General features: G+C 26.7%; 19 protein-coding genes and 1 pseudogene. 4 read left to right on the top strand and 16 right to left on the bottom strand.

The window, feature by feature from the left end:
• Positions 1-276 precede the first annotated feature (276 nt).
• The 3 genes from KGF41_RS02845 (at position 277) to KGF41_RS02835 (ending at position 3,365) form a co-directional block, all read left to right on the top strand.
• Positions 277-1,131 carry an AraC family transcriptional regulator gene (locus KGF41_RS02845; RefSeq protein ID WP_227841663.1) on the top strand — a complete coding sequence of 285 codons (855 nt, stop codon included), beginning with the start codon at positions 277-279 and terminating at the stop codon, positions 1,129-1,131.
• A gap of 196 nt (positions 1,132-1,327) precedes the next feature.
• Entirely contained in the window at positions 1,328-2,839 is a 1,512-nt protein-coding gene (locus tag KGF41_RS02840) for a recombinase family protein (protein ID WP_227856336.1), read from the top strand.
• A gap of 4 nt (positions 2,840-2,843) precedes the next feature.
• Positions 2,844-3,365: a hypothetical protein gene (locus KGF41_RS02835; RefSeq protein ID WP_227856335.1), complete on the top strand. Its 522-nt coding sequence runs from the start codon at positions 2,844-2,846 to the stop codon at positions 3,363-3,365.
• A gap of 130 nt (positions 3,366-3,495) precedes the next feature.
• Here KGF41_RS02835 and KGF41_RS02830 read toward each other — a convergent pair whose 3' ends face one another.
• Positions 3,496-3,843, bottom strand: a complete 348-nt coding sequence (locus KGF41_RS02830; RefSeq protein WP_227856334.1) for a cupin domain-containing protein — start codon at positions 3,841-3,843, stop codon at positions 3,496-3,498.
• Between the two features lie 930 nt (positions 3,844-4,773).
• Here KGF41_RS02830 and KGF41_RS21065 point away from each other — a divergent pair.
• Positions 4,774-4,881, top strand: a complete 108-nt coding sequence (locus KGF41_RS21065; protein ID WP_413840325.1) for a hypothetical protein — start codon at positions 4,774-4,776, stop codon at positions 4,879-4,881.
• A 60-nt stretch (positions 4,882-4,941) separates the two neighbouring features.
• On the opposite strand, the gene KGF41_RS02825 is transcribed toward KGF41_RS21065, so the two are convergent.
• The 15 genes and pseudogenes from KGF41_RS02825 to KGF41_RS02760 all read right to left on the bottom strand — a co-directional run bounded on the left by KGF41_RS02825 (position 4,942) and on the right by KGF41_RS02760 (position 24,740).
• Complete coding sequence (locus KGF41_RS02825) at positions 4,942-5,679, bottom strand: YdcF family protein (protein ID WP_227856333.1); 738 nt, start codon at positions 5,677-5,679, stop codon at positions 4,942-4,944.
• A gap of 16 nt (positions 5,680-5,695) precedes the next feature.
• Positions 5,696-9,151, bottom strand: coding sequence for a PAS domain-containing protein (locus tag KGF41_RS02820; protein WP_227829925.1), 3,456 nt, complete (start codon positions 9,149-9,151; stop codon positions 5,696-5,698).
• 33 nt (positions 9,152-9,184) lie between these two features.
• The gene (locus KGF41_RS21060) at positions 9,185-10,537 is read right to left on the bottom strand and encodes a putative bifunctional diguanylate cyclase/phosphodiesterase (RefSeq protein WP_413840484.1); all 1,353 of its coding nucleotides are present in this window, start codon (positions 10,535-10,537) and stop codon (positions 9,185-9,187) included.
• Positions 10,538-10,591: 54 nt separating this feature from the next.
• Positions 10,592-11,269 (bottom strand): annotated as a pseudogene (locus tag KGF41_RS21055) (cache domain-containing protein); the annotation flags it as partial.
• Positions 11,270-11,641: 372 nt separating this feature from the next.
• A complete protein-coding gene (locus KGF41_RS02810) occupies positions 11,642-12,481 on the bottom strand; it encodes a prephenate dehydrogenase (RefSeq protein WP_227829927.1) in 840 nt (279 codons plus the stop codon).
• Positions 12,482-12,496: 15 nt separating this feature from the next.
• The gene (locus tag KGF41_RS02805) at positions 12,497-13,030 is read right to left on the bottom strand and encodes a shikimate kinase (RefSeq protein WP_227829928.1); all 534 of its coding nucleotides are present in this window, start codon (positions 13,028-13,030) and stop codon (positions 12,497-12,499) included.
• A gap of 11 nt (positions 13,031-13,041) precedes the next feature.
• A complete protein-coding gene (aroE, locus tag KGF41_RS02800; RefSeq protein ID WP_227829929.1) occupies positions 13,042-13,851 on the bottom strand; it encodes a shikimate dehydrogenase in 810 nt (269 codons plus the stop codon).
• Between the two features lie 46 nt (positions 13,852-13,897).
• Positions 13,898-15,094 (bottom strand): prephenate dehydratase, encoded by a 1,197-nt coding sequence (pheA, locus tag KGF41_RS02795; protein WP_227841666.1) that lies wholly within the window; start codon positions 15,092-15,094, stop codon positions 13,898-13,900.
• 2 nt (positions 15,095-15,096) lie between these two features.
• Positions 15,097-16,176: a chorismate synthase gene (aroC, locus tag KGF41_RS02790; RefSeq protein ID WP_227856332.1), complete on the bottom strand. Its 1,080-nt coding sequence runs from the start codon at positions 16,174-16,176 to the stop codon at positions 15,097-15,099.
• Complete coding sequence (aroA, locus tag KGF41_RS02785; RefSeq protein WP_227829932.1) at positions 16,154-17,467, bottom strand: 3-phosphoshikimate 1-carboxyvinyltransferase; 1,314 nt, start codon at positions 17,465-17,467, stop codon at positions 16,154-16,156. Before aroA ends, aroC begins: the two co-directional genes overlap by 23 nt.
• Positions 17,467-18,531 (bottom strand): 3-dehydroquinate synthase, encoded by a 1,065-nt coding sequence (aroB, locus tag KGF41_RS02780; protein WP_227856331.1) that lies wholly within the window; start codon positions 18,529-18,531, stop codon positions 17,467-17,469. Before aroB ends, aroA begins: the two co-directional genes overlap by 1 nt.
• Before the next feature lie 21 nt (positions 18,532-18,552).
• Positions 18,553-19,566, bottom strand: a complete 1,014-nt coding sequence (aroF, locus tag KGF41_RS02775; RefSeq protein WP_227840866.1) for a 3-deoxy-7-phosphoheptulonate synthase — start codon at positions 19,564-19,566, stop codon at positions 18,553-18,555.
• Positions 19,567-20,034: 468 nt separating this feature from the next.
• A complete protein-coding gene (locus KGF41_RS02770; protein WP_227829935.1) occupies positions 20,035-20,991 on the bottom strand; it encodes a CorA family divalent cation transporter in 957 nt (318 codons plus the stop codon).
• A 313-nt stretch (positions 20,992-21,304) separates the two neighbouring features.
• Positions 21,305-22,003 carry a response regulator gene (locus tag KGF41_RS02765; protein WP_227829936.1) on the bottom strand — a complete coding sequence of 233 codons (699 nt, stop codon included), beginning with the start codon at positions 22,001-22,003 and terminating at the stop codon, positions 21,305-21,307.
• Between the two features lie 34 nt (positions 22,004-22,037).
• Positions 22,038-24,740 (bottom strand): sensor histidine kinase, encoded by a 2,703-nt coding sequence (locus tag KGF41_RS02760; RefSeq protein ID WP_227856330.1) that lies wholly within the window; start codon positions 24,738-24,740, stop codon positions 22,038-22,040.
• Positions 24,741-25,037: the final 297 nt, after the last annotated feature.

The raw sequence follows: 25,037 nt of genomic DNA, 5'->3' as shown, positions 1-25,037 counted from the left end.
TTGTGAAAAATATCAATATATAACCAAAATCATCTATACAATTAAGTATTTAATTAGAGGTTATATATATCAAATTAAAACTATTATGTTCTAATAAAATTAAGTGTTAAACTATGATATACTAAATATAAAAAAGTTATATAATTAATAACTTTAATACTTAAGTTAATTTTTAATATTAAATTTATACTTTATTATGCTAGTTAATTTGTGCATAAAAAGAGAGGAAGAATTATTTAAAAATACGTATTATAAAAAGTATAAGGAGCTGATTTTATGGAATGGATTGAAAGATTAAACAAAGCAATTAACTATATTGAAGAAAATATAACAAAAGAAATTGAATATGAACAACTGGCAAAAATAGCTTGTTGTTCTACATATCATTTTCAAAGAATGTTTGCTTATATGGCAGATGTACCTCTTTCTGAGTATATTCGACGCAGACGAATGTCTTTGGCTGCTGTAGAATTACAAAATGATAATAAAAAAATAATTGATATAGCTTTAAAATATGGATACTCTTCTCCAACAGCGTTCAATCGTGCATTTAAAAGTATCCATGGTATTGCACCATCGATTATAAAAAAAGAAGAAACAATAAACTTGAAGGCCTTTCCTCCAATTAGCTTTAAAATTACTATAAAAGGAGCTGAAGAAATGAATTATAGAATTGAAAAGAAAGAAGCATTTCGTATTGTGGGTGTATCTCAACGCCTTCACACTGAGTTAGAAAAAAACTTTGAGATTGTTCCAAAAATGTGGCAACAATCTGCATTAGATGGAACCATTCAAAAACTACTACCTATGATGAATAGCCAACTAAAAGGTGTGTTAGGTGTAAGTGTGTGTAATGATTCAGAAGAGTGGAAATACTTTATCTCTGTTGCAAGCACAGCGTCCATAGATGATACATTAGATGAATACACTATTCCACCTTTTACTTGGGCAATATTTTCTGGAGAAGGACAATGCCCACAAGCGATACAAGAACTAGAAAAACGTATTGTAACAGAATGGTTACCTACTTCTGGATATGAGTATGAAAATGGTCCTGATATTGAACTTTACTTAAATCCAGACCCACAAAATGCTAAGTTTGAAGTATGGATACCTGTTATAAAAAAGTAGTTTTAAATTTAAGTTATATAAAAATATAAGATTGAAATTTATAAAAATGTAAATTTCTGTTTCAAAAATAAAAATTCTGATATCTGTCAAAATAAACATGTTAAAAGATAAAATCTATTTTTTACATGTTTATTTTTTATGTTTTAAATATAATCAGTTTACTGCTGAATATAATATATTCAAGGAGTGTGATTTAATGAATGTTTCTATTTATTTACGAAAAAGCAGGGCTGATGAAGAAGCAGAACACAGAGGCGAGTTTGAAACCTTAAGTAGACATAAAACAACTCTACTAAAACTAGCAAAAGAACAAAACTTAAATGTAATTGATATTAAGGAAGAGCTTATTTCTGGAGAAAGTATAGAATATAGACCTAAGATGTTGGAATTACTAGATGAAGTTAAAAATAATAATTATGATGCTGTTTTAGTAATGGATATTGACCGCTTAGGACGTGGGAATATGCAAGATCAAGGGTTGATATTAGATACATTTAAAAAATCCAAAACAAAAATTATTACTCCTAGAAAAATCTATGATTTAAATGATGAATTTGATGAAGAATATTCCGAATTTGAAGCTTTTATGGCTCGCAAGGAATTAAAGTTAATATCTAGGCGTATGCAAAGAGGAAAAATTAAAAGCATTGAAGAAGGTAAGTTTATTGCTCAGTCTCCTCCTTATGGATATGATATTAAATACTTAAACAACAAAGAAAGAATACTTGTAGTAAATAAAGATAAAGCAAATGTTATTAAAATAGTATTCGATATGTATCTAAAAGGAGTTGGAGCCTGTAAAATATCCAAGTATTTAAATGAACTTGGTTATAAAACCACAACAGGTAGAACTTGGTATGAAAAAGGTGTAAGGGATATTATAAAAAATAAAGTATATTGCGGATACATAGTATGGAATAAAGTTGAGAGGAAAAGAAATTCTAGTAGAACTAGAGGTATTGATGAACAAACGGAAGCAAAAGGAAAACACGAACCAATAATAAGCGAAGAAATATGGAATAAAGCACAAGATATAAGAAAAAAACGCAGTAACTCACCTACTCCAAACAGTAAAATAACCAATCCTCTAGCTGGAATTATAAAATGTGGATATTGTGGCCATACTTTAGTTGCAAAATCTAATACAACATCAAGTGGATATGAGAAATATATAGTCTGCACTAATTGTAAAAATAAATCTACTAAATTATACATATTAGAAAATAAAGTTTTAGAGGTTTTAAGTAAATGGCTAACAGATTATAAGCTACCTTTAAAACAAGAAGAAGTTACTTTTAAAGATAAATTTGAAGATAATTTAAAATGTACTTTAGCAGGTTTAAAAAAAGAACTTGAGAACCTAGAAAAGCAAAAGGGAGGATTACATGATTTTTTAGAACAAGGAATATATAGTTCAGATGTATTTATAGAACGTTCAAATATACTTACATCACGCATAGAAGATGTTAAAAGTTCTATAAATAAAGTAAATATAGATATTGAGATAGCAAAGAAAAAAAGTACTATTAGAATGCAAATCATTCCTCAACTTGAAAAAGTCTTAAGAGAATACACAGAAGAGAAAGAACCTTATCTAAAAAATATATTACTTAAAACTATGATTGACCATGCTGTATATAAAAAAGAACCTAATCAAAAATGCGATGACTTTTCTTTAATACTATACCCTACCATACCAAAGGACTAAGTGTATGTTTCAATGTTATAAACAAACTGATTACCAATTTGGAGTAATGGCTGGAGCTTTTGCAGGTGGTGAAGGTGACTTTACAACAGCATTTGAACCTACAGCAACTGCTATGGAAAAAGAAGGTAGTGGATATATAGTAACATCTATAGGAAAAGATTCTGGAGAAATACCATTTACAGCTTACTCTACTACTAGATCTTACATGAAAAATAACAAAGATTTAATTCAAAGATTTACAAATGCTGTTTATAGAGGTCAATTATGGGTTCAAAAAGCTCCTAGTAAAGAAATCGCAGAAGCTATGCAACCTTTCTTTGAAGATATCTCTCTAGAAGATTTAATAACAGTTGTAGATAGATATAAGTCAATAGATGCATGGTCTCAAACCCCTGTATTAAAAGAAGAAGGCCTAAATAAACTAATGGATGTTATGAAAGAAGCTAAGGAATTAGACAAAGAAGCACCTTACAAAGACATCGTAAACACTGAGTTTGCAAATAATGCAATAAAAAATATAAAATAAATATGTATCAGTTTTAACTAAAAGCTTACAAAACTTATAAAAAGAGTCTTTTAAAAGACTCTTTTTATAAGTGAGATTAAAGTTTATATTAAAAAATAGAAATCAAAGTATTGTAAGAATACCTATATATCTATCCTCTGTATTCTGCTCCAGCATTGATTTTTGTGATTTGAACAGCAACCATTTCCTCATTGCTTCCATTAGTAATTTCATGCCATTCTCCTGTTGGCACAAAAACAGTGTCGCCTTTTTTTACATCACATTCATGTTCTCCAAGTTTCATTTTCCCTTCTCCTTTTAAGAAAACAAATATTTGTTCACCATTAGGATGTCTATGGGCATTAAGAACTTGATTAGGTTTAAAATAATAAACTTCTGAAGTTATATCATTACCAGCAAATACTGGTATTTTTGGTACTGCTGCATCATTATATTGAGCTAAGCTTCCATCTAATAGATTCTTTTTATTTTCATGCATACTATAAATACCTCTTTTCTATATTATAGATTTACTATTATTATTCCAATATAAAAAAATAGTATTCTCTTCATATACAATAGGAATAAAATTCTTTTCTAAATATAATAAATATGTGTTACTATATTTTAAATAGTATATATCCATATATTTATAAAAAAAGGCATAAAATATACTATTTTATGCCTTTTTTTATAAATGCAGCTTTTTCAATACTTACATAAATATAATTTATTTATTTGTCAGTGAAATGTCAGTAATTTTTTTGGATTTTTTTATTGATTTTTCCTCTTTTTATGATTCTCATAAACATTATCTTTGTATTTATATTTTTAAAATTTATAGAAATCAAACATATTAATTTATTACTCTAAATAGTTTTTGCATTGAATTATTTATACTTTATAATTTTTTTGTTTTAGCTATACCATATTTCTATCATAAAGAGTTCATCTAATTTTATTTCCATTCAAATTCTTTTTAAATTAAAAATTAGTTATACTACATAAATTTCCATCGAAAATATTTGCGTTTCTGTTTTTTTATTTTAACAAACTTCGCTTTTAATTTTTTAATTAAATTCATAAATTTTATTTTTTATAAATTTCATCTAAAATTTACCTCTTTGTATTTTAGATTTTAAATACATTCTATAAAATCATGCGGTGTTTTATACCTATCCCATATAAAATTCCTTAAAATCCATTTAAATGTGTAATTAGATGCTTGGGTTATAAATGTGCCTAAAAAGTTAACTATATTTATATTATGTAAACTTAAATGGATTTTGAAAGCTTCATTTATATTTTTAAATAGTCAAGATAAACTTACAATTATTTTCGTAGTGATTTATATTAATATTATGAATATTTATTTTATATTCATAATATTAATATAAAATATAAAGGGGGTTTAGTTACGGAAAAAATAATGAATTTTTTTAAAGAAAATCCAATCTTCTACTTTGCTACAGTTGAAGATAATAAACCAAGAGTCAGACCATTTGGATTCCTTTATAATTATTGGATTTTTACATAAAAAATACTAGATATAAATTTATGATTTATATCTAGTATTTTTATTTGTCGCCTACTACTTTCATCTATCAAAAACAATTGTTTTCCATATTGCAAAAAATTCTCTTGTATAATATGTCGGAACAAATGAAAGCTTTGACTTACTAGCGTAAAAAGCAATATTTTTATATTCATTTCTAGATGCTAGTATTTTACTTCTAAGAACATGAAAATCAGTTGTTACAATTTTTACTTTTATATCTTTTATTCTTTTTCTACTATGCTCTTCTATCTTTAGCTTTGAATATTTAAAGTTTTCATAAGTATTTGTAGATTTATCTTCTTCTATTATTCTATTATTATCTATACCATTTTTAACAAGACAATGCTTCATAGCTTTTGCCTCAGTTATATTTTCTCCATTACCCTTACCACCTGATACTACTACATAGCACTCATTATTAACTTTTAAATATTTTAAAGCAGTGTTTAATCTTCCCTTTAATGTAGTACTTGGCGTAGTCTTTTTTACAGAAGCTCCTAAAATCAAAAGATAATCACTTTTTGTCTCAAAACTATTTTTAGGATAAAAGATTATTAAGCTTTCAGTAATTATGAATACTATTAAGAAAACACTAATTAGTATTTTTAGCACTTTATAAAAAACCTTCTTTTCTTTAATTTTCTTTTTTAAGATTTGATAAACAATTAATAGCGTTCCTATAACTAAGAAAAATCCACTAAATGAAATACCACCAAAAACTATTTTAAGATAGAAATAGTAAATTATAAATATTAAACCCAATATTAAATTAATCATATTTCCATAATCCTTTTTATTTGTTTTTATTTTTATATAAAGAAATATCTATGCACTCTATAAGACAGTTATATTCTCCATCTATCCAATTAATCCAACTTGCCATCGATACATTTTCTCCAAATATATTTGTCTCCGTTTTAAATTTTGAATCTTTATTTTCTTTTAATCCATTAATCGGACAGTTATTACAAGGAATATTAGATTTTAATAACGACTTATAACATTTATCTCCTATTTTTATTTCTAAACCTAAACTTGAGACCTTGTTATTAACAAAAAGAAGTTCATAAGTATTCGTATTTACTATATATATATAATTATCAATAGAATCAAGAACTTCTTTTAGTGATAGATTAGAATCTTCATATTCAATTTCCTCTTTAAGATTTTCTTCTTTCACGCTATCATTACTTATATTAGTTTCGAGTTTATTTTCACATATGCAATCATTATAAAGTGCATACTTATCTTTCCCTTTACTCTTTGCATAGTAAAGTGCCATGTCTGCTTTTTGATAAAGCTCTTCAAATACAGTTCCATGTTCTGGTACAAATGAAATCCCAACTGTACCAGATATCTTATACGTTTTTTTATTTTCAGTATAAGAATTTCTAAATATATTACATATTTTATCTGCTTTACTTTTAGCATTTTCAAAAGATTGTATATTCTTTAAGAATACTATAAACTCATCACCACCAATACGCCCCACTATATCATCTCTTCTAAATATAGGCTTTAATTGTTTAGAAACTTCATACAGAACTTTATCTCCAAAAACATGTCCTAAATTATCATTTATTGATTTAAAATTATCTATATCAATAATAAAGAAAGCATGAATCCCCGAATTTGATTCTTCTGAATTTAGAAAATCTTTAATAAGATTTTCTGTAGTACCTTTATTATATAATCCCGTCAAAGTATCTCTTTCAGCTTTTAATTTTAATTTGATTTCTTCATTTTTCTGTTCGTCGATGTCTTTAATATAAGCAAGTGCTTTTATATCATTCGTAATAGAATCTTTTATTAAATGCATTGTACAAAGCACCCAAATCATTTTATCATCTTGATTCATTCTTCTATATTCTAACTTTATTTCACTTATATTATTTTTATAGGCTTCTAATAAATGTTTACATAAAAATGTATTTAAAAATACTTCTTTATCATCTTTATGAATAACAGTCTCTGATATAGACTTCACAATTTCAGAGTAGTCATTACTTGGTTTAATTCCAAATTGTTGATACCAATTTTCATTTCCCATTATAAAAATATCCTTTGATACATTTATTTCATAGGTTATTATCGCTTCTGATAATATAGCAGAATGATATTTGTCTGCTTGATTATATCTTATTTCTGCTTCTTTTTGTTCACTTATATCTTCTTGTATCCCAATAGCTCTTATAGGTTTACCATCTTCATCAAAAATAGTAGTTAGTGTAATTTTGTTCCATATGTAGCCTTCATCTGGAACTCTTATTTTGACAACACAACTTGCAGTTTTTTCTCCATTTATTATCTTCTCATACATTTTTATAAAATCTTCACTAAAATCTTTATAAATAATTCCCGCTTCAACTAAAGAGTAAGGAACATTTTCATTTATTTTATCAATATTATAATTTCCCATGCTCTTATTAGTATTTACAAGCGATTTTGTATTTATATCATACTCAAATATAATATTTGATGTTTGATTTAATGCAATTCTAAATCTTTCTTCATTAATTTTGAGTTTTTGTTCTGCATTTTTTAAATCAGTTATATCAGTTAAAATCCAAATTCCTTTTTTACTACCATCGCTATCAGTAATGAGCCTTCCTTTGAGAGAAACCCATATAATATTACCATTGCGTTTTTTTATTCTATGTTCACCTACAGCAATATTTCCAATAATCAACTGATGCCTTATATTTTCAAGAATCTTTTTTCTATCATCATAAAAAACAAGATTACATGATTTATATTGAAGTTCCTCTTCTAACTGTTTACGTGTATATCCAATCATTGATAGATAACCAGAGTTAGCATATTGTATAGTAAAATCCTCATCAAATTCTGTTATAAGTATTCCACCTAATATATTTTCTGATACCATTTCAAGTTCTAAATTCTTTTGTTCCATCTCTTTTTCTAATTGTTTTGTTTTAGTAATGTCTACTGTAACACAACAAAGATATTTTTTACCATTAGGTTCTACTATAAGTTCCCCCTTATCAGCTATCCATACTGTATCACCACTTTTAGTTATAACTCTGTATTCCAATTCAATGGTTTTATTTTTATAGAGTTGTTCAGAAATTTCTTTTTTTACTCTTTCAACATCATCTTTGTGTATTATTTTATAAAAACTATTATTAAATAGTGTTTTTATTTCTTCTCTTGTATAACCAAATAAATCAACAAATCCATCACTTAAAAATTCAAACTCACATTTTTCATCAACAGTACATTTTTGAACTCCTCCAGGAATGCTATTTGTAATAGATGATATTTCCTTATTAGCTTTTAGAATATGCTTTTGCGATTTATTATTTTTATAAAAGATATATATTATTAGTACAATAAATAATAAGAACACTTTACAAATTAAAGAAAATGCTAATTGATTTATTTTATCAATATTTTTTCTTACAGTGTATTGTGGTATTACTGAAAGGACATACCAGTCATTTACACCTATTGGTGTATATGTTGCATAACGTTCTTTACCTTTATATTTATATGAAATAAAGCCACTCTTTTTATGTTTTGTATCTTCATATACTTTTTTATAGCTATAACCAATATCAAAAGAAGCTTCCTTGAATATATCATATATATTACTACTTGCTCCAACTATAGCATTTGTATGTGAAGATTTCAAAACAAATTGTCCACTAGATTCAAATATATCTATATATCCTTCACTATTGAAACTTGTTATATCAATAAATTCAGCTAACTTGTCATTATAGTATGAACCATATAAAACACCAATAACTTTATTGTTTTTATATACAGGTGTAGCTATAACAAAAGTATCCTTCCCATCAATAGGAGATTTTACTACTTCAGATATATTACTATCTCCACTAATTGCTTTCTTAAAATATTTATAATTTGATATATCAACAACTTTTCCATCGCTAGTATGACTTCTTCCATCAGGAGAAGCAATAGAAATTCTTTGAAAATCAGATTCCTTTGATATTTTAGCCAACAATGGAATTATCTCAGGATTATCTATAGTATCAAAATATGAAACCATATTCGCTACACTCTTAACAAATGATAATGAACTGTCTAGTTTTATTTTTATGGCATTAGAGCTCTGTAAAGATATTTCTTTTAAATTAACTCTATTGTTTTCTTCTTCTTGAACATTAGTTTTAAATGCAAAATCAGAAAAAGAAATTATTGTGAATAAAAATATTAAAATAATACTCATTGCGCTTTTTAACGATTTTGCTCTTATCACTTACTTACCACCTCCAAATTAAAATTCATTGACCTATATTTTATAGACTAATTTTTCAAATTCTTTAACTGGTAATGGTTTTGAAAAATAATAACCCTGAATAATATCACAATTTGCTTTTCTTAACATTTCTACCTGACTTTTAGTTTCAATTCCTTCAGCAACTACTCTTATTCCCAATTGCTTAATAAGCGAAACTATACTTTTTATGACAATTTGACTTTTATCAATATTCTTATCATCAATAAAAAATCCTCTATCTAGTTTAATTACGTTTAAAGGTATATTTTTAAGCATATTCACAGAAGAATATCCTGACCCAAAATCATCCATCGAAAGTATAAATCCAATATCTTGTAGACTTCTACTTACCTCAAACAGAGTATCCGTATCTCCAAACATACTAGATTCAGTAATTTCAATTTCTATTAAACTATATGGTATTTTATATTTATCACATATATTAACTATTTTTGTAATAAAATCTTTTTTAAAAAAATCAACTCTTGAAAAGTTTACAGATATAGGTAAAGGTGAAATACCTTTATCAAATAAAGTTCTAATTTCTTTACAAGCTTGTTCTAATATGTACATATCAATTTTTGTAATAAACCCATTCTTTTCAAATATAGGAATAAAATCACTTGGATATATAAATTCTTTTTCTGTATATTGCCATCTAACTAGTGCCTCACTTCCACAGAATTTCTCTGATTTAATATTGTATTTTGGTTGTAAATACATTATGAATTGATTATTTTCAAGTGCATATTCCATCTTTTTTTCTATTTTATCTTCAAGTAATAACTTATCTCTTAGCTCGTCATTAAAAAAAGCAAAATTTATATCTCTATTATTTTTTATTGATAATTTAGCAAGTGAAGCTCTATCACTATATGCACTTATAGATAAGCTCTTATCCTTAATTTCATATATTCCAAAAGATAAGTTTACAACATCATTATTGATAATGATTTTTTTAATAACATTTATTATATCTTCTCTTGTGTCATACGATAACAACATATTAAAATTATCAGAACTCACACGAGCAAAAGTTTCATTATTATGAGTTATACTATCTAATGTATCCGCAATATCTTTTAAAATTGAGTTTCCTTTTTTATGACCATATATATCATTAATTGCTTTGAATTTATCAATATCAAATATAACCATTGCATGTTTATCATTTTGTGATGCTTTCTTTAGCAGATTTCTAACATCTAACTCAAATTTTCGCCAGTTTGAATAACCAGTTACAAAATCTGTATATGCCATTTTTTCTATAGTTTTTTGACTCTTTGCTTTTGAATATAATATGTACAGTATAACACCTAAAAACAAAAATGAAAGTATAATCCATCCAATAATTGTAATTATCATTAAATTATTTAGTTTTTTAGATACGACCATCTTTGGAACGACTGATATTATAAACCAATCATTTATTCCTAAAGAAGTATATGCCATATAAAATTCTTTTCCTGATTCTTTAGCCTCTACTACGCCTTTATCTGATATTTTCATATTTTTAAAAGTAAATATTTTTTTAAAATTAACTTGTGAAAGATTTGTAATATTTGAATTTGAATTTTTATGATAAGATGGAATGATTATTTCACCATTGCTATCACATATAAGCGAAAAACCTTCACCATTAAAGGTTGAAATAGACAAAAATTCAGATACAAACTCAACATCATAATCAGCTGCAATAACAGCAACAATTTTACCATTATTGTATAATGGGACTGCATATGTTTTAGTCAATTTTCCAGTATCTTTATCTATTAGGGGCTTTGATATATTAGCTGTACCTTTAATGGCCAACTTAAAATAATCCCTATCTGAAAAATCTGTTCCAAAAATACCTTTAGCATAACCTTTACCATTCGGTAAAATCATACCAATGTTATTATAGTTGCTATTTTTATTATATGATTCCAAAATTTTCAAAGTTTCTTCTAAATCAAATTTATCTTCTATTTCTAAAAGCTTAGAAATATTTTCCAATTCGTTTAAATTACTTTTTAATTTACTATTAATTGCAATTTTACTCTCTTCACTAATTTCTGACAAGTAATTTTTTGTTTCATATTCAAGTACATCATCCATATTACTTATATAAAAAAACGCAAATACACTAAAAAAGAATACTACTATAAATGATATTAATATACTTTTTAATATTTGCCTACTGTATTTCAAGTGGCTACACCTCACCCTCTCAATTAGTTATATTTAGTTGATTCACTTTATTTTACTATTAAAAACTCTTTTTTACAATTGAGTTTCATAAATTGTTAATAAAGAACAAGTTAAATAAATATATTACTTATGGAATAATAAATTTAAAGGGTATAAATACAACAATAACATATTTAATCATATTAGTCTTATAGTTACTAATGTAATTAAATATGCTATTTTTTATATTTATACCCATTGACATGTACTTTTAAATTTATATAGCTTATATGAAGGTTTCTATTTTTCTAAATGTTCTCTTCTTATTGAAGATGTTTTAAAATATTCAACTAGTTTATTTTTATCGTTATTAAAGATAGCCTCTTTTATTAAATTTACTTCTATCTCAAAATTTTCTATACATTTTAATAAATTATCTCTGTTTCCTAAAAAAAGTTCACTCCATAGGTCTTCATTCATATTTGCAATACGAGTTAAATCTCTATAACTATCTCCAATAAATTTACCTGTATCTCTACCTTCTTCGTCACTATTTATAAGAGCAACTGCCATTACATGAGGTAACTGAGATGTAAAAGCTATCATTTCATCATGTTTTTGTGCAGTCAATTTTTTTACTCTTTTAAAACCTATTTCTAAAATTAAATTCTCAACAAACTCTAAGTTTTTTATATTATTTCTGCCAGTTGGAGTAATTATATAATTTGCTTTTTTAAATACCTCATCGCTAGCAAAATCAATTCCCTTTTTTTCTCTACCTGCCATTGGATGACCAAATATAAAATCTACATCATCTGGAATAATTTTCAAGACATCATTTATAAGAACTTCTTTTATTCCTGTGGTATCAGTAATTATAGTTCCTTTTTTGAAAAATTCTTTGTTATTTTCTAAAAAATTTACAATTAATCTAGGATATATAGACAATATAATCAAATCAGCTTGTTTAAAAAACTCCTTACCTGTAGTACATCCTTTTTTGATAATTTTTAACTCTTCTGCTTTTTTCAGAGTTTCAGAATCTATATCTACTCCAAACACATCTTCATATCCAGCTTTTTTTAATGCCTTAGCAAAAGAACCTCCTATAACTCCTAATCCTACAACAACAATATTCATTATTCTTATTTCCCCCTAGATTATTTTTTCGTTAAATTCAAATTTAAGATTTTTATTAATTGCATTTTTGATATTATATACAGCATCATTTAATGATTTAGCATTTAAAATTTCTATATCTGCAGCATTTTTATAAAGATTTATCCTTTCATTATAAAGATTATATAATTTCTCTTTTCCATCTTGTAATAAAGGTCTTGAATTAATATTTATATCCTCTAAAATTTTTTCTATAGGTCTATTAATAAAAAGTATTATTCCTACTTCTTTGAGTATCTCTATATTAATATCTTTTTTTATTACACCACCACCAGTAGAAACTACTGTTTTATCACTAGCAGAAAGTTCTCTACATGCTTGTGTTTCATAATTTCTAAAAACATCTTCTCCTTCCAAAAATAGCTCTGCTATACTTTTTTGAGATATTTTATTTATATAATCATCCATATCACAAAAACTACAATTATATTCCTGTGATAAAAGTTTTCCAATTGTAGTTTTTCCACTACCCGGCATACCTATTAATATTACCTTTTCTTTGTTTATCATAATCAATCCCCCTATAAAAAGTTTAATTTTATTTCTTCATATATAATATTTAAAGCACCACTATCTATTTTAATATTTTGCCATATTTCTTGAGACTTTACTGCTTGCCCAACCAACATATATAATCCATCACACGTTTTTTTACCTAGACTCTGACCAATTTCTAAAAAATAAGTTTTTTTAGGATTGTAAATCAAATCTACTAACATATCAAAATTCTGTATAATAGATTTTGGGACAGGTGATACTCCTACATTAGGATACATTCCTACTGGAGTTGCATTTAATATTATATCTCCTTTTATATTCTTAAGCTCTTCATAATCTATTAATATAGCTGAATTATTTGATAGCTTTTTATTATCTTTTTTTCTAGTTGAAACATAAACTTTACCTATTCCAGAATCAAGAAGGTATGTAATGGCTGCTTTAGATGCACCGCCAGTACCTAATATAACAGCTGTCTTTCCTTGAATATCAATATTAGCTACTTTGAACATAATATCAAGTCCAAAATAATCTGTATTATAGCCATATAATTTGTTCTCTTTAAGTAAAATTGTGTTAATTGCCCCTATACGCTTTGCTTCTGGAGATATAAAATCTAAAAACTCCATGACTCTTTCTTTATATGGGACAGTAATATTTACACCTTTGATTCCCAATAATTTTATAGCATCATCCAACATTGGTATATTTTCTTTTGAAATCTCAAAGTTCTTATAAGCACCTTCAATATTCAATATTTCAAATAACCTCTTATGAATTTGAGGGGAAACACTATGAGATAGCTTTTCACCTATTAGACCAAAAAAATTCATCTTTACACCTCCTAATCATTCTGTTTAAATAAAAAATTATATTTATCTATTCAATTTTATTTCTATATACACCGATAAATTTAAAGTATGCTGTATTACGTTCTATCATGTCTAACAAACTACATACTTTTGAATCATATATAGAACATTCGAAATCTATATAAAAGAAATATCTCCAAGAAGCATTTTTCATTGGTCTTGATTCTATTTTTGTCATATTTATATTGTTTTCAGCAAAGTATCCAAGTATTTTATAAAGCTTTCCAGCTTCATGCTCAACAGAAAATACGATACTCATCTTGTTTGACTCTTCTTCAATGTGTATCTCATTACTAATTACCACGAATCTAGTATAATTGTCTGTCATATCATTTATACATGGACTTATTATTTCTAATCCATAAATCTTTGCAGCTTTTTTACTAGCAATTGCTGCCTTTGTTTTATCCTGAAGTCTCTTAACAAGTTCAGCACTAGTTGCTGTGTTATTAAAAGGTATCAATTTCCATTGACTATTTTGTTTTAAAAATTCACTACTTTGACCTATTCCTTGTGGATGTGAATATATTTCTTTAATATCTTCAAGCTTTGTACCCTTTATCCCAATTAAATTTTGATTTATTTTTATACATTCTTCTCCAACTATATAAAATCCATATTTTCCTAAAAGGTCATAAGTCTCAGAAATCGCTCCTGTAGACGAATTTTCTATAGGTATTATTCCATAATTTATTTCTTTATTTTGAAGTGCTATAAAGACATCTTCAAATTCTTTAAATTGTTTTTTTATGATTTTAGTATTAAAAAATTTTGTTAGTGCTTCTTCTGTAAATGAACCTGATATACCAGGAAATCCTACTAGGAGATTTTTTTTATTAAGTTCGCTTTTTACTGATTTATATTTATATATATTTAACAAATCAAAATTTTCATTTAATGAATTTGAACTATTTTCATTTTTTTCCTCTACATTATTATCTATTAATCTTTTTTGCAAATTCTTACTAACTTCCATTATTGAATTAAAAAATTGCACAGTCTCTTGTGAATATTTTTTATCTTCTAGATTATTTACTGCTTTACTCAATACTTTTTCTTCTCTATCTTTTTGAAGTATAGTAGTATTATTTCTCATTTTATGCCTAGCAATTTCGAGAACTATATTCATCCTTTTTTCAAATAATTTGACAAGTTCCTTATCTATATCATCAATTTTATTTCTATATCTCGTTAAATCCTCCATTATTATCGTCCTTTCATCAAATCAAAAATTCCAATAGCTGTTACTGCTTCTATTACAGGTATAGCTCTTTGAACTATACAAGGGTCATGTCTACCTTTAATAGCTAAAACATCATCTTTTTTATCTTCTATATTAACAGTGTTTTGTTGTTTACTAATTGATGGAGTTGGCTTAATTGCTACTTTAAAAATTATTGGCATTCCATTTGTAATCCCTCCAATAACCCCTCCATTATTATTAGTTTTACTTTTTACTGTATCTCCAACGTAGTACATTTCATCATTGCTTTGAGAACCATACATATCTGTAATATCAAATCCCAATCCAAATTCTACACCTTTTATGGATGGAACAGAAAATAGTAAATGTGATAGAGTAGATTCAACAGAATCAAAAAACGGATTTCCAACACCTACATTGACACCTATCACTGCACATTCAATTATACCTCCAACTGAATCTCCCTGATTTTTTGCATCTAGAATAGTATTTTTTATGGCTTCTTCCTTTGATAAATCAAGTAAAGGTAATTCTAAATTTTGTAAATTTAATAATTCTTGTTTTGAAATGTCTACATAATTAAAACCCTTATCCTCTATATTCTTGATTTTTTTAATATGAGCTCCTATCTCTATACCTTCTTGTGATAAAATTTGTTTACATATAGCACCACAAAATACTAATGGAGCAGTTATTCTTCCTGAAAAATGTCCTCCTCCTCTATAGTCATTAAACCCAGAATATTTTATATGACCTGTATAATCTGCATGACCTGGTCTCATCAAGTTTTTAACTTCTCCATAATCTTTTGAACGAGTATCACTATTTCTTATAATCGCACATAATGGAGTTCCTGTAGTTTTTCCATCAAAATATCCACTTAAAATTTCTGGTATATCACTTTCATTTCTTGAAGTTGATATAGAATTTTTTCCTGGTGCTCTTCTTTTCATTTCTTTGTCAATCTTATCAAGGTCTAACTCGATACCTGCAGGAAGTCCATCTATATTTATACCTATAGCATTTCCATGAGATTCTCCAAAGATGGATATTTTCAAATTATTTCCCCATATTCCACTCATCAATTCTTCCTCCTAACATCTCAAAATCTTTAAAAAAATGTGGATAAGACTTTGATACACACTCAAAATCTTTCAATATGATTGGCTTATCACATCTACAAGAAGCAATTGCAAGTGTCATTGCAATCCTGTGGTCTTTGTGACTCCATACTTCTACACCTCCATTTAATTTGCTTACTCCTTCAATTATCAAACTATCCTCTTTTTCTTCTATATTCGCCCCTAGCTTACTCAACTCAATATTTATTGCATGAAGTCTATCACATTCCTTAATTCTAAGTCTTCCAGCATTTATTATGGTCGTCTTCCCTATACTTAAAGCTGCTACCACAGATAAAACTGGTATTATATCTGGACATTGAGATGCATCTATCAAAGTACTATTTAAACAGTTTGCTATTCCTTTGATTTTGTTGTCTTCTCTTAAAATTTCCATACCCATTCTTGATAAAATCTCGATAACTTCACTATCTCCTTGAAGAGAATTTTCTTTAAGGTCAAGTATGTTAATATCTTCTCCAATAGCATCTGCTGATAAATAAAATGCACCTTGAGAATAATCTCCTTCAACTTTATAATCTCTAGCTTTATAAGTTTGATTTCCTTTTATGATAAATTCTTTATAATTATTATTTACAATTTCTACTCCAAAATCTTTCATAGTTGAAATAGTTAAATCTAAATACCCTTTAGATTCTAGTTCAGTGGTAATTATTATCTTTGAATCACTATCTAATGTAGGCAATATAAATAATAATCCTGTTATAAATTGAGAACTTATATTTCCTTTTACTCTAAATTCATCTGGTTTAAGTTTTCCTGATACAATTAAATCCAGTTTATTTTCTTTGTAGCTATATTCTATCCCCTGTCTGTCAAATATCTCATAATAAGTATCAAGTGGTCTTTTTCCAAGATTACCTCTTCCTATAAATCTTTTTACTCCATCAAAAGCTAAAGATATAGGTACCAGAAATCTTAAAGTAGAACCTGACTCATTACAATCTATAGTCAGTTTAGGTTGATTCAATTGATTCTCTTTATTTAAGATTGCTTCTTTAGAATAGATTCCTGTGATTTCTAAAATATCTTCTTTTTTTTCTATAGTTGCTCCTAATGATATCATTGCTCTTATAGTAGCTATAATATCATCAGAAAAATCTATATTAGAAATTCTACTTTTTCCATCACTTAAAGCTGCACAAATAACTGCTCTATGTGCCATACTTTTTGATGGAGGAATTTTTACATTGCCTGATAATTTGCTTGGATATATTTTTAAGCTTCCCATCATTTTACCTCCTGAAAAAATTTAGAAGTAGTATCATATATAATACTTTCTCCAATATCCTTTAAAAGTATTATTTTTAGTGTATCACCTAGATTTTTTTTATCGAGAGATATAGTGTCTATTATAGATTTATTATCTCCTAATTCAACTTCATAAGGTAAATCATAATTTATTAAAATTGATTTTATAAGTTCTGATGTACCTTGTTTTGTAATCCCTCTTTTTTCACTCTCTAATGTTATCTTATACATACCTACACCAACAGCTTCTCCATGAGTATAACCTGTAAAGTTATAGTGTTTCTCAATAGCATGACCTAGTGTGTGCCCAAAATTTAAAAGCATCCTATCTCCTAAATCTTTCTCATCAGCTTCAACTACAGTTTTTTTGATAAGGCAACATTTGTGTATAATGTATTCTATATGTTGCATCACTTCTTCCCTGTTTTTTAAGTTTACAAGCTTATTAAAAAAAGTTTTATCTTTTATACATCCATACTTTATAACCTCTGCCATTCCATCTCTATAAAATTTTTCTGGAAGAGATGATAATACATCTGGGTCAATAAATACTGCTTTAGGCTGATAAAAACTTCCCACTAAGTTTTTTCCTCTTTCAAGGTCAACTCCAACTTTTCCACCTACAGAACTGTCCACTTGAGCTAATAGAGATGTTGGAATTTGAATAAAATTTACACCTCTTAAAAAAGTTGCTGCTGTAAATCCTCCTAAATCTCCAATTACCCCTCCTCCTAGTGTAATAATCAAATCTTTTCTAGTTAACTTAAAGTCAAGTAAACTATCATATATTTTAGGTAGAGTGTTAAATGACTTTGTCTCTTCACCAGCTTCTAATATTATGACTCTAGTTTCAAATCCAGATTCAATCAAATTATTTTTAACTTCATCTAAATATAATTTTGCTATATTTTCATCTGTAACAATAAAAATCTTATTCCCAGAATATATTTTTTTAATTTCTTTACCTATATTTTTTAATATACTTTTTTTTATAAATATATTGTAACTATTCTCTTTTAGATTAACTAATAATTTTTCTTCCACGTTTAACCATCCTTCTATAGATTATATTTCTCTTCCAACTGCTGATGCGATAGTTTTTAGTTCATTTATTAATCCATCATACTCATCTGGTTTAATTGATTGTTTACCATCACAAAGTGCATGAGCTGGGTCATTATGAACTTCTATTATTAAACCATCTGCTCCAACCGCAATTGCTGCTTTAGATAGAGAGTCAACCATCCATGATTTTCCTGCTGCATGACTTGGGTCAACTATGACTGGTAAATGGCTAAGTTTTTTCACAGCTAAGATTGCACTTAAATCCAAAGTATTTCTAGTGTATGTTTCAAAAGTTCTTATACCTCTTTCACAAAGAACTACATTTTCATTTCCTCCAGCCATTATATATTCAGCTGACATTAGCCACTCTTCAATTGTAGCAGATAATCCTCTTTTTAAAAGTATTGTTTTATTTGTTTTTCCTAATTCTTTTAATAAATCAAAGTTTTGCATGTTTCTTGCTCCAACTTGAATTACATCTACATTTTCTTCAAATACATCTATATCTTGTGTTGACATTATTTCTGTAACTATAGGAAGACCTGTTTTTTCTTTTGCTTTTTTTAATAAATCTAATCCATCATATCTTAATCCTTGGAAAGCGTATGGAGATGTTCTTGGCTTGAATGCTCCTCCTCTTAAAAATCCCGCTCCTGATTTTTTTACATCTTCAGCTATAGAAACTATTTGTTCTTCTGTTTCAACAGAACAAGGACCAGCTATCATAGTAAGTTTTTTTGACCCAATTTCCATACCATCGACATTTATAATTGAAGGTTCTGGATGAAATTTTCTATTTGCTTTTTTAAAAGGTTCTACTACATGCATAACTTTTTCAACTACCTTATTTGCTTCTATTCTTTTAGCATCTATTTTACTAGTATCTCCAACTAACCCTAAAACAGTTAATTCTTTTCCATCTATAGGATTCACTTCTACACCCTCTCTACAAATAGCTTCTATTAATTTCTTAACTTCTCTCTTATCTGCTCCTACTTTTAATACTACTATCATCTTTACTACCCCCTAATATTGTAATTTTATATTTGAGTTTAAAATAAAAAAGAGAACTCATTAATGAGTTCTCTAAAATAATCTATTAAGCATCAAATCTTACATGACCGTATAAAATAATCATTTTTATAAAATTTACCTATGCCCAAGGTTATTAAAATCAAGGCCTCACCAGAAAGGAATTACATGTATTTTTGTAAAAGAAATAGCCAGCGCTAAAATAAAAGCCCCAGAACATAAAATAAAAAAAGCTATAAAGTTTTGCCACTAGTTCTTTTAAAATCCCTTTCATAGTATTATCCTCCATTTTTATAATTTATTACTCTTCTTGTTTAATAATTATAGCAAAGAAAATATAATTGTCAATATTTTCTATAAATATTTTCAATTTAAAATATTTCTTTATTTTCTTAATTCACTTTTTCTTTTAATACCTTTTTCTAAAATCGTTTAAAAAGCATCTTATTTTTACAATAATTTTTTTATTTTAAATATTATAATTCCAACAAAAACTATGCCTAACATCAAAAGTAATGTTGCTGGATATCCATAAAGCCAATTTAGTTCTGGCATATACCTAAAGTTCATTCCATATATTCCCGTTATAATTGTAAGTGGTGCAGAGATAGCCGTAAGTAAAGTCAATTTTGTAATTAAGTGATTCGTTTTTTCACCTACTCTAGAAGAATAAATATCTAGGAGTTTATCTGCCAGCTCACGTGTTGATAATGCAAAATTATATAATTTATCAATACCAAAATCTATCCCTTGAAAATTTTCAAGATTATATTTTTTTACATTGGAGTATTTTAAATATCGTATATTTTCTTTAATTATTCTATCTCCAATATATAAAAGTGGTCTGGTGTTTTTAACTATAGTTCTAGTCAATCCTCTTACATCACTTATTCTAGAAACATGATTTTTATGAATATTGTCCATCATCTCATCTTCTATTTCAAGAATTAACTCTTCAACTTTTTCTAAAGATTCGAAGCCATTTTTTATAACTTCTCTAAAAATTAAATAATTTATCTTAAAAAGGTTGATGACAGGATTTTTTTCAAGTTGAGAATTTTTTAAAATAAGATTCTTTACAAATTCAAATAAAAAATGCTCTTCATTTACAACAACTAATATAAAATTATCTGATAAATACATATTTACTTCTTCTATAACAGCTTCTCCATTTCTCAATTCAAAGGTATTTAGGCTCAAAAAATCATAATTATCAAATAAATCAAGCTTTGTTATTTCATCAAATTTAAGACAATCATTAAATGTTATTTCATCTATATCCAAAGTTTCCTTGAGTAATTTTAAATTTTTTGGAGCACTTAATATAAGATATGAATTTTCTGGTATATAAAATTTCACTCTAAAATCTTCCACAATCTCTCTTGTATTCAAATTCAATATATACATAAATCTACTCCTAAACTTCAGTTTACATTTTAAAAATTACATATATTTATTACTGTAATTATTTTTCACTATTTCAGTAATTATTATTTAATATTTATTTATATTAAATTTATTAGAAAATAAATATTAAATCTTTTATCTTTTATCTTAGACTTTTCTTACAAATTATACCATACTTTTATTTTAAAATGTGTTTAATATTATCAATGCTAAAAAAGTACTAAAAAATGAAATGCATATACTTAAATTAATAATAGCATACACACTTCATTTTAACTTAATCTAAATTATACAATTGTAGTATCCATTTTGTCTATTCATCATTTAGTCTATATCCAACACCAACTTCTGTAATTATATACCTAGGGTCAGCGGGTTGCTTCTCTATTTTTCGTCTTAATGTTGCCATAAAAACTCTTAAGGACTTAGTTTCATTTCCTATAATACTACCCCATATTTCTTTTATTATAAAATTATGAGTAAGTACTTTTCCATGATGCTTTGCAAGTAATGAAAGAATATTATATTCAATTGGTGTCAAATGTACTTCGTTATTGTCAACAATGACTTTTCTTTTATCAAAATCAATAAATAACTCATCTACTTCAAACGTAGACCTAATCTCTTCTTTTTGCTGTAATTCTACTTGTGAGTGTCTAAACGCAACCCTTACCCTAGCTAATAACTCTACTATAGAAAATGGTTTTGTTAAGTAATCATCTGCACCTGCATCAAACACTTCTACCTTTTCTCTGTCTTGTTCTCTAGCTGAAACTACAATTATTGGTATATTTGAAAACTGCCTAATAGCTTTTATTACCTCTATTCCATCCATATCTTCTAGCCCTAAATCCAAGAGAACGACATCTGGAGAATATGAGACAGCAATTGATATTCCTTCTTTACCAGTTATAGCCTCTTTAACATCATAATCTTGTGTTGCAAGTGCAGTAGATATAAATTTTCTTATTGTTTTATCATCCTCTACTAATAATATAAGTTTTTTACTCATTTCTTCCTCCAAAACTAGATTTCAAAATTTCATACTATTCATTTTCTTTGGGCAAACTAAATTTAAAAGTTGAACCTTTATCTTTATTATTTACTACTAAAATTTCACCTTTATGAGCTTGAATTATAGATTTACAAATTGATAATCCAAGTCCAACACCTTTTCTAGAATCCTTAGTACCTTCTTCTCCAGTAAAGAATCTATCAAATATATGCTCCTTCAGTTCTTTGGATATTCCAGGACCATTATCAGACACTTCAAACCAAACATAATCTTCTTTTTCATATACAATTATATTTATTTTACAATCCTCTTTTGAATATTTTAAAGCATTATCTATTAGATTAATTAAAACCTGTTCTATTAATTTGGCATCCATAGGAACAAATAATATTTGCTCTGGTATATTAATATCTATAATTGCATTTTCAATTCTTTTTTTAATATTTTGTAATGCCTCTGATATAATTTCCTCAACAAGTTCAGAATGTTTTTTGACTTCTAACTTTCCTTCATCTATCTTAGTCATGCTAAGTAAATTTTCAACAAGTCTTATTAACCACTGAGTATCTTCATATACACCACTAAGTAGCTCGTCTATTATATCCTGACCTATAGTATCTTTATTTTTTATAATTGTACTAACTGCTCCAGATATTCCTGCTAATGGTGTTCTGAGGTCATGTGAAACTGCTCTTAAAAGATTACTTCTAAGCCTCTCTCTTTCTATCTCAAGATTAGTATTTTCTTTTGCTTCTGATAGAATTTCTCTATCAAGAGCTATTGCCATTTGAGCAGTTATTGTTTCAATTAAACTTATATCTTCTGTATCTAATTTTGAATCAACACACGATATACCAATAACCCCCAAAGTTGAATTCATACCTATAATTGGTATATAATATCCTTTTGAACCAGGAAGTGTATCTGTATCACTACCTGCTACTGTTGAATTAGACAAGACCCAACTTGCAACAGCTTTTTCATCTTCTATATCTAAATCGTTTTTATCCTTATTAGCAGTATTTTTTTTATAGAACTTTGATTTCTTATCCTTATCCATATTTAAATAGCAAACTATATCTCTACTTAGGCTAAGACATAAAAGTTCTATACCCTTATTTACTATATCATCTTTATTTGACAATCTTAAAAATCCCTTAATTATTTGATATATCATTTTTGTATTTTCTTCTCTTTTAGCAGCTGTATCTGCCTCATGTTGTATCTTAGATGTAAGAGTACTAGTTATTATACCAACTATTGAGAATACAACTAATGTTACTATATAATTTGAATCAGCTATTGACAATGTATATAAAGGTGCTGTAAAAAAATAATTTAACAGTACTATATTAAATACAGAGCTTATTATCCCTGTACTATATCCTTTGGTCCACATAGAAACCAAAACTACACCTAACATATATATTAGTAATATATTTTCTCTTATAAATCCCATACTTTGTACTATATATGCCAAAATGCTTATCACTAAAGTAATAATTATAAGTTTTATAAAATCAATTTTACTGATTTTAAATTTTGATTTTATTGATGAGTTATCCTTTTTAGGTCTATATTTAACTTCTGAAGCAAATTTGTAAGGGATTATATGTATATCTATATAATCAACTTCATCTATTAATTTGTCAACTATATCTTTTTTCAGTTTTTTACTCAATTTTTTAGTATTTGAATGATTTCTACCTATTACAATTTTTGTTACGTTTCTTATCTTGGCAATTCTAAGTATCTGTTCTATTACATTTTCACCATGTAAAACAATTATCTCACCACCTAACTTCTTAGCTAGTTTTAAATTGTTTTGTAATTGTTTTTGTTCCTCAAAAGGTAATTTTGCTGTATTTGGAGTTTCAACATATAAAGCTATCCACTTAGCAAATGTACTATCTGCTATTCTAGAAGCGGTTCTAATAACCTTTGCTGAAGATGGAGATGGGCTTATACATGCAAGAAGTGTATCTGATGTAGGTATTACTGTTACATCACCCTTTGATAATCTAGTCATTTGAACTTCTTTATTTACTCTTTCAGCTGTTTTTCTAAGTGCAATTTCTCTAAGTGCAACTAAATTGTCTTTTATAAAAAAATTATCTTTCGCTCTAATTGCCTGTTCCTTTTTATATATTTTACCTTCATTAAATCTTTCAAGAAGTACATCAGGTTCAACATCTATAAGCTCTAATTGCGTACTTGTATCTAAAAATTTATCTGGTATAGTTTCTTTGACTGATACATTTGTAATTATCTCCACGATATCATTTAAACTTTCTAGATGTTGTACATTTACAGTAGTATATACATTTATACCTGCTAATAATAATTCCTCTATATCCTGCCATCTTTTAGTATGCCTTAACCCAGTGACATTGGAATGAGCAAACTCATCAACTAATATAACTTCTGGCTTTCTTGCTAATGCCGCATCTAAATCAAACTCTTTTAATTTTATAGACTTATATTCTATTTCTTTTACAGGAAGAGTCTCTAATCCATCAAGTAATGCTAATGTTTCTGGTCTAGTATGTGGTTCAATATATCCAACTACCACATCAATCCCTACTTTTTTTAAATTTTGTGCAGACTCCAACATAGAATAAGTTTTACCTACACCTGCTGCATACCCAAAAAATATTTTTAACTGACCTCTATTTAGTTTTTTCTCTTCATTCTTTATTTTTTTTAATAGAATATCAGGATTTGGTCTGTCCATCAAACAACCTCCTTGTACATTTCATTACTATTATAATATCAATTCTAGTATAAAAATGTAGTTAAGATGTATTTTTAATGATTAAGATTATGTAAAGATACAAGTATGTACTTTAATTGTAAAATAAAAATGCCTAAATAATAGGCATTTTTATTTTTTATACATTCATTTTTGTCAATTCTCTTGTTTTGATTTATATATATTTTTTATTTATATTTTATTGAAAATGCATTAACAGTTTTAAATATGCAAATACATATTTAAATAAAACTATTACTACAATCTTTATTCCAACAT

This window comes from Clostridioides sp. ZZV14-6150 (assembly GCF_020657875.1).
Taxonomy (GTDB): Bacteria; Bacillota; Clostridia; order Peptostreptococcales; family Peptostreptococcaceae; genus Clostridioides.
This window is presented reverse-complemented; position numbering and strand designations above follow the sequence as displayed.

Excerpts from the sequence above, each read along its gene's own strand:
- KGF41_RS02845 (WP_227841663.1), top strand. The coding sequence starts at position 277 with ATGGAATGGATTGAAAGATTAAACAAAGCAATTAACTATATTGAAGAA.
- KGF41_RS02840 (WP_227856336.1), top strand. The coding sequence starts at position 1,328 with ATGAATGTTTCTATTTATTTACGAAAAAGCAGGGCTGATGAAGAAGCA.
- KGF41_RS02835 (WP_227856335.1), top strand. The coding sequence starts at position 2,844 with ATGTTTCAATGTTATAAACAAACTGATTACCAATTTGGAGTAATGGCT.
- KGF41_RS02830 (WP_227856334.1), bottom strand. The coding sequence starts at position 3,843 with ATGCATGAAAATAAAAAGAATCTATTAGATGGAAGCTTAGCTCAATAT.
- KGF41_RS21065 (WP_413840325.1), top strand. The coding sequence starts at position 4,774 with ATGAATTTTTTTAAAGAAAATCCAATCTTCTACTTTGCTACAGTTGAA.
- KGF41_RS02825 (WP_227856333.1), bottom strand. The coding sequence starts at position 5,679 with ATGATTAATTTAATATTGGGTTTAATATTTATAATTTACTATTTCTAT.
- KGF41_RS21060 (WP_413840484.1), bottom strand. The coding sequence starts at position 10,537 with ATGATAATTACAATTATTGGATGGATTATACTTTCATTTTTGTTTTTA.
- KGF41_RS02810 (WP_227829927.1), bottom strand. The coding sequence starts at position 12,481 with ATGAATATTGTTGTTGTAGGATTAGGAGTTATAGGAGGTTCTTTTGCT.
- KGF41_RS02805 (WP_227829928.1), bottom strand. The coding sequence starts at position 13,030 with ATGATAAACAAAGAAAAGGTAATATTAATAGGTATGCCGGGTAGTGGA.
- aroE (WP_227829929.1), bottom strand. The coding sequence starts at position 13,851 with ATGAATTTTTTTGGTCTAATAGGTGAAAAGCTATCTCATAGTGTTTCC.
- pheA (WP_227841666.1), bottom strand. The coding sequence starts at position 15,094 with ATGGAGGATTTAACGAGATATAGAAATAAAATTGATGATATAGATAAG.
- aroC (WP_227856332.1), bottom strand. The coding sequence starts at position 16,176 with ATGAGTGGAATATGGGGAAATAATTTGAAAATATCCATCTTTGGAGAA.
- aroA (WP_227829932.1), bottom strand. The coding sequence starts at position 17,467 with ATGGGAAGCTTAAAAATATATCCAAGCAAATTATCAGGCAATGTAAAA.
- aroF (WP_227840866.1), bottom strand. The coding sequence starts at position 19,566 with ATGATAGTAGTATTAAAAGTAGGAGCAGATAAGAGAGAAGTTAAGAAA.
- KGF41_RS02770 (WP_227829935.1), bottom strand. The coding sequence starts at position 20,991 with ATGTATATATTGAATTTGAATACAAGAGAGATTGTGGAAGATTTTAGA.
- KGF41_RS02765 (WP_227829936.1), bottom strand. The coding sequence starts at position 22,003 with ATGAGTAAAAAACTTATATTATTAGTAGAGGATGATAAAACAATAAGA.
- KGF41_RS02760 (WP_227856330.1), bottom strand. The coding sequence starts at position 24,740 with ATGGACAGACCAAATCCTGATATTCTATTAAAAAAAATAAAGAATGAA.